This is a genomic window from Streptomyces cellostaticus (assembly GCF_023630175.1).
Classification (GTDB): Bacteria; Actinomycetota; Actinomycetes; order Streptomycetales; family Streptomycetaceae; genus Streptomyces; species Streptomyces cellostaticus_A.
In genome coordinates this window covers 95,181-105,726 of the sequence record NZ_JALLIN010000027.1, presented here as the reverse complement: position 1 = coordinate 105,726, position 10,546 = coordinate 95,181, and the positions used below count along the sequence as shown (strand labels likewise).

Annotated in this window: 11 protein-coding genes; 5 read left to right on the top strand and 6 right to left on the bottom strand. The window is 73.9% G+C overall.

Translation table 11 applies throughout. The features are described from left to right. Positions 1-354 precede the first annotated feature (354 nt). Both MXD57_RS18835 and MXD57_RS18830 read right to left on the bottom strand, forming a co-directional pair. Positions 355-642, bottom strand: coding sequence for a metal-sensitive transcriptional regulator (locus MXD57_RS18835; protein ID WP_250402689.1), 288 nt, complete (start codon positions 640-642; stop codon positions 355-357). 125 nt (positions 643-767) lie between these two features. Then, a complete protein-coding gene (locus tag MXD57_RS18830; RefSeq protein WP_250402688.1) occupies positions 768-1,226 on the bottom strand; it encodes an OsmC family protein in 459 nt (152 codons plus the stop codon). A 363-nt stretch (positions 1,227-1,589) separates the two neighbouring features. Between MXD57_RS18830 and MXD57_RS18825 the strand changes: the two genes are divergently transcribed. Continuing rightward, positions 1,590-2,015, top strand: coding sequence for a hypothetical protein (locus tag MXD57_RS18825; protein WP_250402687.1), 426 nt, complete (start codon positions 1,590-1,592; stop codon positions 2,013-2,015). Between the two features lie 48 nt (positions 2,016-2,063). On the opposite strand, the gene MXD57_RS18820 is transcribed toward MXD57_RS18825, so the two are convergent. Then, positions 2,064-3,422, bottom strand: coding sequence for a DUF2254 domain-containing protein (locus MXD57_RS18820; RefSeq protein WP_250402686.1), 1,359 nt, complete (start codon positions 3,420-3,422; stop codon positions 2,064-2,066). Positions 3,423-3,852: 430 nt separating this feature from the next. Further along, positions 3,853-4,500, bottom strand: a complete 648-nt coding sequence (locus MXD57_RS18815) for a superoxide dismutase (protein WP_250402685.1) — start codon at positions 4,498-4,500, stop codon at positions 3,853-3,855. Positions 4,501-4,907: 407 nt separating this feature from the next. Here MXD57_RS18815 and MXD57_RS18810 point away from each other — a divergent pair, with 407 nt between their 5' ends. After that, entirely contained in the window at positions 4,908-5,540 is a 633-nt protein-coding gene (locus MXD57_RS18810; protein ID WP_250402684.1) for a precorrin-8X methylmutase, read from the top strand. Between the two features lie 84 nt (positions 5,541-5,624). Here the strand turns inward: MXD57_RS18810 and MXD57_RS18805 are convergent, their stop codons facing one another. Continuing rightward, complete coding sequence (locus MXD57_RS18805; protein WP_250402683.1) at positions 5,625-6,389, bottom strand: cobalt-precorrin-6A reductase; 765 nt, start codon at positions 6,387-6,389, stop codon at positions 5,625-5,627. Between the two features lie 458 nt (positions 6,390-6,847). Between MXD57_RS18805 and MXD57_RS18800 the strand changes: the two genes are divergently transcribed. After that, positions 6,848-7,183 (top strand): SH3 domain-containing protein, encoded by a 336-nt coding sequence (locus tag MXD57_RS18800; protein WP_250402682.1) that lies wholly within the window; start codon positions 6,848-6,850, stop codon positions 7,181-7,183. Positions 7,184-7,220: 37 nt separating this feature from the next. Then, the gene (locus MXD57_RS18795) at positions 7,221-7,628 is read left to right on the top strand and encodes an SH3 domain-containing protein (protein ID WP_250402681.1); all 408 of its coding nucleotides are present in this window, start codon (positions 7,221-7,223) and stop codon (positions 7,626-7,628) included. A 182-nt stretch (positions 7,629-7,810) separates the two neighbouring features. Here the strand turns inward: MXD57_RS18795 and MXD57_RS18790 are convergent, their stop codons facing one another. Then, positions 7,811-8,326 (bottom strand): MarR family winged helix-turn-helix transcriptional regulator, encoded by a 516-nt coding sequence (locus MXD57_RS18790; RefSeq protein ID WP_250402680.1) that lies wholly within the window; start codon positions 8,324-8,326, stop codon positions 7,811-7,813. 80 nt (positions 8,327-8,406) lie between these two features. Here MXD57_RS18790 and MXD57_RS18785 point away from each other — a divergent pair, with 80 nt between their 5' ends. Then, positions 8,407-10,539 carry an MMPL family transporter gene (locus MXD57_RS18785; protein ID WP_250402679.1) on the top strand — a complete coding sequence of 711 codons (2,133 nt, stop codon included), beginning with the start codon at positions 8,407-8,409 and terminating at the stop codon, positions 10,537-10,539. The last annotated feature ends 7 nt before the right edge of the window (positions 10,540-10,546 follow it).

Genomic DNA, 10,546 nt, shown 5'->3' with positions numbered 1-10,546 from the left:
GGGGGGGGGGGGGGGCCCCCCGGGGGGGGCGCCCCCCCCCCCCCCCCCCCCCCCCCCCCCCGGGGGGGGGGGCCCCCCCCGCCCCCCCGCCCCCCCCCCCCGCCACCGTCGACACGAGGACGCCCCGTGCGCCCCGGCGGGGCGCACGGGGCGTCCTCGTCCCGCTCGGCCGAGGAGTCGCCGGCCGTCCTGCCGCCTCGGCCCGGGAGTCCGCGACGCAACGGCACGGCCGCGGCGGCACCGGCCGGGAACGGCGGAGACATCAGCGCCCGGCCCGCGACCGAGTCGCCGGGTTCGGCGGCCGGGTCCCGCACCCACCGGATCGGTGCCGGCGTCGACGACCGCCCGGCGAGCTCACGCCAGCGACAGGAACAGCTTCTCCAGTCGGGCGCGCATCGCGTCCGTGTCCTCACCGTTGTTCCGGCCCGCCTCGACATCGGCCACGCACTGCTGCAGACCGGTGGCGATGATCGCGAATCCGGCCCGGTCCAGCGCTCTGGAGGCGGCGGCCAGTTGCGTGACGACGTCCTCGCAGTCACGCCCCTCCTCGATCATCCGGATCACGCCGGAGATCTGCCCCTGCGCTCGCCGCAGCCGGTTCAGCACGGCCTTCAGGGACGCACCCTCGAGATCCAGTTCCACGATCACTCCTCGTAAAATACCCCTAGGGGTACTCTACGTCCCGATTCGGGACCGTGGCGACCCTCGAGGATCACAACCGTCCGGCCGCACGGCACCCCCGGTGACGCCCGCCACGACGGTCCCGCTCATGGCGCCGGCTCCAGTTCCAGCCGCGTCTCCGGCGGATGTTCGAGGGTGTTGTGGACGGTGCAGTGCGAGGCGACGGCCAGAAGGGCCGCACGGCGCTTCTCGGGCAGTTCCGGCGGCGGGACGACCACGAGGCGCACGGAGCCGATCCGGGCCGGACGGTCGGTGGCCATGACGAACTCGGCACGCACGCGGAGCCCGGTACGGGGCAGGCCGTGCCGGTGCAGGTAGCGGCCGGCGTAGAAGGCGACGCAGGTGGCCAGGGACGCGGCGAACAGCTCCGTGGGCGTCGGCGCGGTGTCCGTACCGCCCGAGTCGACCGGCTGGTCGACCCGGACGCGGTGCCCGCGCACCTCGACGGTGTAGGCGTCGCCGCCGTCGTGGGTCACGTCGAGTCGGTTCACGGCGGAACCCGGCCAGGGCTCCGCGCTGATGCGATGGGGTGCGGTGTCGGTCATGACAGGGCTCCTACTCCACGACGCCTCTTGCTCGCTGTCCAGTCGACCGCGGACGGCCGGCCGGCGGGAGGGCCCAACGGGATCCCGTGGAGGCCGGTCAGCCCTTTCGAGCCGCCGCTCCGGCCCCTCGGTCTCCCGCGGAGCCGTCGGCGCGCACGGGCGCGGGGATCGCGGTCGCCCTGCGCGGAGACCCGCGGGCCTGCCGACGCGGCCGGTCCGCCCGGTGCCGCTCCACCCCGGCCCACGCGCGGAAACGCGCTTTCAGCGGTGGGCCGTGGGTACCCAGGGCTGTACCGGCAGCCCGGTCGGACCCCGTACCGGCCGAGACGGTCACCGCACATATGTCAGAAATCGGAGAGTGCCATGTTCGTCATCATCGGCCTCATCATCCTCGTGGCCGCAGTGGTCGTCGGCGTGGCCGGTGTGTTCGGCAACACCGGCGGCGGACACGAGCTCGCTTCCCAGGACTTCACGGTGTTCGGCTACCACGTCACCGGTTCCACGGGCGCCCTCTTCCTGACCGGCATCGTCGTCGGGGCGGCCGGCATGGTCGGGCTGGCCCTGCTGCTGACCGGATACGGCCGCACCGCACGTCGCGGCCGTGCCGCGCGCCGCGGACTCGATGCATCGCGGCGCAGGACGGCGGCCATCAGCCAGGACCGCGACGATCTGATCGTCCAGCACGCGACCGATACGGACCGGAGCGACCAGACCCCCGACGACGCACGTCAGGGCGAGGGGGACCATCGGCGGTGGCGGCTGTTCGGGCACCGCCCGGCCCATCGTTGACAGGGACTCGACGCCCCGAGGACCGCGGCCGGCCGGCGGTGCCGTGCGTCAGGGTGCGGCGGGGAGCCAGTGGCCGGTCAGGGCTTGGTCGACGCTGTCGGCCAGGTCGGCGAGGTCCGCTCTGTCGTCGGGGTGCAGTTCCAGGGCGGCGACGGCCGCACGTACCCGCTCGAGGTGGCCGACGACGGCGGGACGCTGCTCGGGGGTGCTGTGCCACGCCAGTTCGCGCAGCAGCATGCACAGGCGGGCCAGGACCGCCGGCTCCGCCGCGCCGTGGCGCAACGGCTGGGCCACCGCGAGGTGGAGCAGTTCCGCCAGGGTGGGGCGGCGCAGTACGACGCGAACGTGGCCGTGGCCGTCGCGAAGGAGCCGGGGAGAGAGGTCACGCCGCGCCAGTTCGCACAGCAGCGCGGAGGAGTGGGAGAGGGCGTGCACCGCGGTGGTGGGGTCGTTGATACCGGGCGAGAGCGCCTTGACGGCCACATCGGTGAGCTGGCGCAGACCGAAGGCGACGTCCTGCTCGGGGGTGCGCTCGGACCCGGTGGCGAGCGCGGCGGCCGTCCGCTCGATCAGACGGTGCCGTGTGTCCGGGGCGAACGGCTCGCCGGTGAGGGGCCAGACGGCTCCGGCGGGGGTGCCGGCGATCAGCGAGCTTCCGGCACACCGGTCGATCAGGACGACGGCGTCCGCCTCGACGGCGGCGGCGAAGAGCTTCTTCTCGTTCACGGCGGCCAGGAAGCCCGAGGCCCCGGCCGGCAGGGGCAGTGCACCGGACGGGGGCCGCGGCACCGCGGCGCGCTCCGCGGCGCCGGAGCCGGAGCCGGAACCGGAGCCGGAGTCGGAGCCGGATTCCTTCAGGAGCCTGCGGACGGTGGCGTCGGCGCCGGCGTGAACGTCGCGCAGCATGATCTCCACCCGGATCTTGCTCGCCAGGTGGGACAGGAACACCACGAGCGCGAACACGCTCGCCAGGGCGAGGACGAAGGCCAGGGTGACCGACATCTGCGGGACGAACATCCGCTGTCCGGCGGCCTCGGTGCGAACGGTGCGCAGCACGGTCAGCGTGTAGGTGAACGTCGCCAGGAAGAGTGCCAGGGTCGTCTGCACGTAGCGGTCCTGGTTGAACGTCCGCAGCAGACGAGGGGAGAACTGGCTGCTCGCCAACTGCAGGGTCACCACCGTGAGTGAGAAGGTCAGGGCCGTGACACTGATCAGGGAGCCGGCGATCGCCTCCAGCACCGCCCGCGCCGCCGCCGGCCCGCCCTCGAAGAGATACTCGGCGAGCGCGGGCCGGTCCTCGTACGGGATCCGCATGTCCAGTCGGGGCAGACCCACGCCCGCGGCGACGGCGAGCACGACGCCCAGAGCCGGCAGCGGCCAGAGTTGTGTACGCAGGGCATCTCGCATGGGAGTGCATCACCCGTCAGCCGGGGGCGCCCCGTGACGCGCCTCCTGGATTCCAGTCGTGCGGGAACACGGCACGGCTCCCACCCTGGGACCTGACGGTCTCCTCGGACCGCGCGGACACGGAGATCCCGGCGGTGTCGACCGGAATTCCCCCGGACGGCCCCCTGGGATCCACGAAGGCCGCGATCGAGTCCGTCCTGGGGCGGTGCTTTCGTTCTGTCCGGGGCAGGAGGACCCGACCGATCCGTCCGGGGCAGGAGGACCCGACCACGGTCCCGCCCCCGACCGCGGCGGGGCGAACCAGTCCCGCGGCTGACCGGGAACCCGCGGCGGCCGGGACCCCACGGGCGGATCGGCCGCGGGATCCCTCCGGCCCGCCGGCGAGGGACGAGAAGACGATCACGCGCGGGACGTCCGAATGCCCGACCCGTCAGGGACGAAGCAGCAGGCTGTCGCCGCGCTCCTTGGCGGCGGCGTACCGCCTGGCGACGTCCTGCCAGTCGACGACGGCCCACATCGCCTCGACGAAGTCGGCCTTCTGGTTCTTGTACTGCAGGTAGAAGGCGTGCTCCCAGGCGTCGAAGACGAGGACGGGGGTCGATCCCTGGCCGACGTTGCCCTGGTGGTCGTAGACCTGCTCGACGATCAGGCGGCCACTGAGCGGCTCATGGGCGAGGACGCCCCAGCCCGAACCCTGAGTGGTGGCCGCGGCCCTGCTGAGCTGCGCCTTGAAACCGGCGAAGGAGCCGAACGACTCGGTGATCGCGTCGGCCAGGTCGCCCAGGCCGTCGGCCGCGGTCGGCTGGCCGCCGCCGTCCTTCGGGCCGGTCATGTTCCGCCAGTAGATCGAGTGCAGGATGTGCCCCGACAGATGGAAGGCCAGGTTCTTCTCCAGGCCGTTGACCGAGCCCCAGGACTCCTTGTCCCGCGCCTCGGCGAGTTGCTCGACCGTGTCGTTCGCACCCCTCACGTACGCCGCGTGGTGCTTGTCGTGGTGCAGCTCGATGATCTCGGGACTGATCACCGGCGCGAGCGCCGAGTAGTCGTACGGAAGCTCCGGGAGCGTGTAAAGCGCCATGTCCAACGTCCTCCGACACTATTGCCAATAGTATGCAACTGCACGCTAGCAGCAAGAAGGGTGACCCGGGATCAGGTGCCGTCCCGACGGCCGTTCCGTGCCGGATCGGACCGCGGACCCGGGACCGCCCGGCCCCCTCCGCGACCGAAGCCCACGAATCGTCAGCGGCCGACCGAGGAGGTGGACGTCATCGCGGGTATGCTCACCGCCGTGCCGACGGCTTCCCCTCCTCCGACATCGACACGGCCGCGTACCGGACGGGGGTCGTGAGGAGTGCCGGCGACCCCGGACCGGAACGCGCCGCCCGCACCGGGCACGCGCCCTCCGGGCTCCGGGCCGCCCGGCAGCGATCACCTCGTGAGCCGTAAGACGACCGTAAGACGACCGAGAGCAGCGAGAAGAGGACCGTGACCACGCACGTCTACGAGAAGGACGGGGCGGCCATCTACCGCCAGTCCTTCGCCACCATCCGCGCCGAGGCCGACCTCACGGGACTGCCCGACGACGTGAGCCGGGTCGCGGTCCGCATGATCCACGCCTGCGGGATGGTGGACCTCGTCCGCGACCTGTCCTGGACCCCCGCGGTCGTGGCCCGGGCCCGCGAGGCGCTTCTGGCGGGGGCGCCCGTCCTCTGCGACGTGCAGATGGTGGCCAGCGGCGTGACCCGCAAGCGGCTGCCGGCCGGCAACGACGTGCTGTGCACCCTGTCCGACCCGTCGGTCCCCGCGCTGGCCGCGAAGCTCGGCACGACACGCAGCGCCGCCGCGCTGGAGCTGTGGCGGGACCGGCTGGAGGGCGCGGTCGTCGCCGTCGGCAACGCGCCCACCGCCCTCTTCCGGCTCCTGGAGATGATCGAGGAGGGCGCGCCCCGGCCGGCCGCCGTCATCGGCGTCCCGGTCGGCTTCGTCGGGGCCGCCGAGTCCAAGGACGCGCTGGCCGCCCATCCGTCCGGTCTGGAGCACCTGGTGGTGCGCGGCCGCCGCGGCGGCAGCGCCATCGCCGCCGCCGCGCTCAACGCGATCGCGAGCGAGGAGGAGTGAGCGGGAGGCCGTGCGGGGGAGCGGCCCCGCTGCCCGGCCCCCGGCGACCGCGCGGGCGGTGACCCGTGCGGCCCGTGTCCGGCTTCAGTCAGCGGCTCGGGGAGGGCGCCGCGCGAGGCGGCCGCGGATCCACTCCGCCGCCCGTTCCGGATCGGGCACGAGGGGCACGCCCTCGGGGACCGGCGGTCTGCGGATCACGACGACGGGCAGCCCGGCCTCGCGGGCCGCGCCCAGTTTCGGCGCGGTGGCCGCTCCCCCGCTGTCCTTCGTCACGACGACGTCGACGCGGTGGCGGTGCAGCAGCTCGCGCTCGCCGTCCAGGGTGAAGGGGCCCCGGTCGAGCAGCACCTCCATGCGCCGCGGGTGCGGGCGGCCGGGCGCGTCGACGGACCGCACGAGGAACCACAGGTCGTCCAGGTCCGCGAACGCGGCCAGGCCCATGCGGCCGGTGGTGAGGAAGATTCGGCGGCCGAGCGCGGGCAGTATCCGCGCGGCCTCCTCCAGTGACCCCGTCTCGTGCCACCGGTCGCCTCCGGCCGGGGCCCACCGGGGCCGGCGCAGGGCGAGCAGGGGCACCCGTGTGACGGCGGCGGCCCTCGCCGCGTGGAGGCTCATCGTTGCGGCGAAGGGGTGGGTGGCGTCGACGACCGCGTCGACCGAGTGGTCCCGGAGCCACGCCACCAGGCCGTCCGTCCCGCCGAAGCCGCCGACCCGGACCTCTCCCGGGGGCAGCCGGGGGCCGGCGACCCGTCCGGCCAGGGAACTGGTGAGCCTCAGTCCGGGGGTGCCGTGGAGCAGTCCGGCGAGGCGTCGCGCCTCCGCCGTACCGCCGAGGATCAGTACGTGCATGGGATTCCGGGTCTGTCCGTGCGCGGGCCGGTGGCCGCGAATCCGCCGCCGATGCCCCGGCGCGGTCCGCCGGGAACGGGCGACGAGCGCGCCGAGCGGGACGGCGCGGCCGTACCGCCGGAGGGCCTGGCGGGCCGCCCGGCGAGGTTTCGGGGACGCCTTCTGTGCGCCTCGGTCCCGATCTCCGCGGCGGTGACACCCGGAGACGGGCCCGGCCGGGCCCGGATCATCGCTCGCCACCTCGGGGTTCGGGTTCGGGGACACCGGGAGCGCACTCTACCGGCCGGGCCGCAGCGACCGGGCCGCAGCATCGGCACGCCGCGGCCGGCCTTTCGACGTGGATCGAATGCGTTGCCGCCCCCGCTCCGGCCAGAGCATGATCGTCCCGACCAGCCGGACGGGTGCCGGCGACCGGCTCCCGCCGGCGCCGTCGCCGCCATATCCGAGGGGGAACCGTCATGCGCAGCAGGACCGCCGTCGTCGCCGCACTGGCCACCGCACTCGCGGTGGGCGTCCCGGGGGCCGCCGCCGTCGCGGCGCCGGCCGAGACGTCGTACACCGTCGTGCCCTACACCAACGTCAACGTCCGCAAGCTGCCCACCGCGCACAGCGCCTACCTGACCACCCTGACCGCCGGCCGCTCCTACCGGGCCTACTGCTGGACCCACGGCCAGACCGTCACCGACAACGGCTACACGAACGACGTCTGGATCGGCTTCGCCGACGGGTACAGCAGCGCCGTCTACTTCGAGGGCGACGCGTACGCCGGCCTGCCCGCGTCCGCGCGGTGCTGATCACCCGTCACGTCGAGACGAGTTGGAGAGCCCCACTGTGACCACACACCCGAAGGTCAGGGCCCGGAACGCCGCGGCCGGAGCGCTGCTCGCCGCCGGGCTGCTGTCGGCGGCCGCTCCCGGCGCCGCCGCGGCCACGCCCGTGGCGCCCGCCGTCAGCCGCGCTTCCGTCGCGGCGTCCGACGCGTACACGATCGCGCCCTACACCGCGGTGAACCTGCGCTACGGGCCGGGCACCGGCTACGCGTGGATGAGCACCCTGCAGTTCGGCCACACGTACACGGCGTACTGCTGGGTCCACGGCGAAACGGTCGTGGACAACGGCTACCGGAACGACGTCTGGATCTACGCGTACGGGGGCCGGGGCGTCGGGTACGGCTACGTCAGCGCGGTGTATCTGCGCGGAGACGCGCGGGCCGGGCTCCCGGCCTCCGCCCAGTGCTGAACCCGGGCTCCGTCCGTCGGCGGACGCCCCCGTAGCGGACGCCCCCGTAGCGGACACCCCCCGTGGCGGGCGTCCGCGCACGGGCGCCGCCCGGTCCGGGCCGCCCTGTCCTCGCCGCACGGACCGCCGGTGAGCCCCGCAGGCGAGACCTGCGGGGCTCGCCGGCGTGCGGTCCGCGTGGTTCAGCGGCGGTGCGAGCGGGTGTCGGGGCCGCTGCGCAGGAGGGCGAGTTCCCGGTTCATCTCCTCCAGGAACCGGGAGACCACGCCCAGTTCCTCGGGGCTGAAGCACTGCCGAGCGGCCTCGGTGCCGCGGGCCAGGGGCCGGAAGAAGTCCCGTGCGACGCCTCTGGCCGCCTCCGCGTAGTGCAGGTGCACGACGCGCCGGTCGTCGGCCGCGCGGACCCGCCGGATGTGGCCCGCCCGTTCCAGGCGGTCGAGACAGGCGGTCATGGCGCCGGAGGTGAGGTCGAGCCGCCTGCGCAGCCGCCCGGGCGTCATGGGGCCCTCCTGCGGATCGGCGTCGAGGATCGCGACGAGGGCCTGGACGTCGGTGAGGTGGAGACCCTGGGTCTGGGCGAACTCGTGGGCGATGCGGTTGAACTCGGCGTTGAGCCGGCGCAGCAGGACCGCGAAGGACTGCAACCCCGTGGGGTCGTCCGCCGGAAGAGACGGCGAGGCGTGTTCGGTCCCGTGCATCGCCCCAGTATATGGTTACTCAATCATTGAGATACTTCACGACTGACTCACTTGGTCGCACCGATATTTCGAGGAGACGCATGAGAGCGACATCCGGCCGGGCGCGTTGGCTCGTGCCGCTCGTCCTGCTGTTCGTCTGGCTCGGTGTGGGCGGAACGCTCGGGCCCTACGCCGGGAAACTGGGTGAGGTCGCCACCAACGACCAGTCCGCCTTCCTGCCGCAGAGCGCGGAGTCGACCAAGGTGCTCAAGGCCCGCGAGGCCTTCGACGAGGCGGAGACCCTGCCCGCGATCGTCGTCTGGACGGCGGACGGGAAGCCGATCACGGACGACCGGCGCGCCGGCGCCACCCGGGCCCTCGGCGCGCTCGCCGGGCGTACCGGGATCGTCGGCACGCCGTCGCCCGCGCTGCCCTCCGAGGACGGCAAGGCGCTGCAGGCCGTCGTCCAGTTGCGGCCGGATCTGGGCGACCGGTTGCCCGATGTGCTGGACTCCGTGCGCACGGCCGCGCGCAGCGTGCCGGGTACGACGGCGCGGATCGCCGGCCCGGCGGCGAGCCAGGCCGATCTGGGGGACGCGTTCGCGGGCATCGACGGGCTGCTGCTGGCCGTGGCGCTCGGCGCCGTGCTGCTGATCCTGCTCCTGGTCTACCGGAGCGTTCTGCTGCCCTTCGTGATCATCATCGGAGCGGTGTTCGCCCTCGGGCTGGCGTGCGCGGTCGTCTACGCGCTGGCCGACCACGGCGTGGTCCGGGTGGACGGGCAGGTGCAGGGCATCCTCTCCATCCTCGTGATCGGCGCCGCCACCGACTACGCGCTGCTGCTGGCCGCGCGGTTCCGCGAGGAGCTGGCGACGGGGCAGGACCGCGCCCGGGCAGCGGTGGCGGCGGTGCGCAGGTCGTTCGGTGCGATCACCGCCAGCGCCGCCACCGTCGCACTCGCGCTGCTGGCCCTGCTCGCCAGCGACCTCACCAACAACCGCGCGCTCGGACCGGTCGGCGCGATCGGCATCGTCTGCGCCGTGCTCTCCGCGCTCACCTTCCTGCCGGCCGTGCTGGCGCTGCTCGGCCGTGCCGCGTACTGGCCGTCCCGTCCGCGGGAGTCCGACGCCGACACGCAGGGACACGGCGTGTGGCACCGCGTCGCCGGGAAGGTGGGCGCGCGCCCCCGAGCGGTCTGGGTGGTGACCGCGCTCGGCCTCGCCGTGCTCGCGGCCTTCGCCCCGTCGCTCTCCGCGAAGGGGGTGCCGCTCGACGAGATCTTCGTGAACGACGCCCCGTCGGTCGCCGCCCAGAAGACGCTCGGCGAGCACTTCCCGGGCGGGTCCGGCAATCCGGCCGTCATCATCGCCGACGCCGACCGGGCCGACCGGGTGACCGCCGCGGCGAAGGGCACCGACGGCGTGGCGTCGGCCGCCACCGTCTCGGCGTCCGGCCGGCCCGGCGGCGGTGCGCCGAAGGTCGTCGACGGCAGGGTCCGCGTCGACGCCACCCTGGAGGCCGCGGCGGACAGCGACGCCGCCAAGCGGACCGTCGAGCGGCTGCGCGCCCGGGTGCACGCCGTGCCCGGAGCCGACGCGCTGGTCGGCGGCTACACGGCCCAGCAGTACGACACCCAGCAGACCTCGGCCCGGGACCGCACCGTCATCGTGCCCGTCGTGCTGGGGATCATCCTGCTGATCCTCGTCCTGCTGCTGCGCTCCCTGCTCGTGCCGGTGCTGCTGGTGGCGACCGTGGCGCTCAACTTCGCGGCGACGCTGGGCGTTTCCTCGCTCGTCTTCAAGCACGTGTTCGGCTTCGGCGGGGCGGACGCGTCGGTGCCGCTGTACGGGTTCGTGTTCCTGGTGGCGCTGGGCGTCGACTACAACATCTTCCTGATGTCCCGGGTACGGGAGGAGGCACTCGTCCACGGCAACCGGCAGGGTGTGCTGCGCGGTCTGACCACGACCGGCGGGGTGATCACCTCGGCCGGGGTGGTGCTGGCCGCGACGTTCGCCGCCCTGACGGTGATCCCGCTGGCCTTCCTGGTGCAGATCGCGTTCATCGTGGCCTTCGGCGTCCTGCTGGACACCCTGGTGGTCCGCTCGCTGCTGGTGCCGGCGCTGGTGCTCGACATCGGCCCGCGGGCCTGGTGGCCCAGCGTGCTGCCGCGTGACGACGACGCCCCGGTGCCCGGCGCGCGCGAGGCGCACGGGGTGGAGGGCGCCGGGGTCTGAGGACGCG

What these genes read in the sequence shown, in the direction of transcription:
- MXD57_RS18790 (WP_250402680.1), bottom strand. Translation starts at nt 8,326, where the DNA reads ATGCACGGGACCGAACACGCCTCGCCGTCTCTTCCGGCGGACGACCCC.
- MXD57_RS18830 (WP_250402688.1), bottom strand. Translation starts at nt 1,226, where the DNA reads ATGACCGACACCGCACCCCATCGCATCAGCGCGGAGCCCTGGCCGGGT.
- MXD57_RS18800 (WP_250402682.1), top strand. Translation starts at nt 6,848, where the DNA reads ATGCGCAGCAGGACCGCCGTCGTCGCCGCACTGGCCACCGCACTCGCG.
- MXD57_RS18815 (WP_250402685.1), bottom strand. Translation starts at nt 4,500, where the DNA reads ATGGCGCTTTACACGCTCCCGGAGCTTCCGTACGACTACTCGGCGCTC.
- MXD57_RS18785 (WP_250402679.1), top strand. Translation starts at nt 8,407, where the DNA reads ATGAGAGCGACATCCGGCCGGGCGCGTTGGCTCGTGCCGCTCGTCCTG.
- MXD57_RS18825 (WP_250402687.1), top strand. Translation starts at nt 1,590, where the DNA reads ATGTTCGTCATCATCGGCCTCATCATCCTCGTGGCCGCAGTGGTCGTC.
- MXD57_RS18820 (WP_250402686.1), bottom strand. Translation starts at nt 3,422, where the DNA reads ATGCGAGATGCCCTGCGTACACAACTCTGGCCGCTGCCGGCTCTGGGC.
- MXD57_RS18805 (WP_250402683.1), bottom strand. Translation starts at nt 6,389, where the DNA reads ATGCACGTACTGATCCTCGGCGGTACGGCGGAGGCGCGACGCCTCGCC.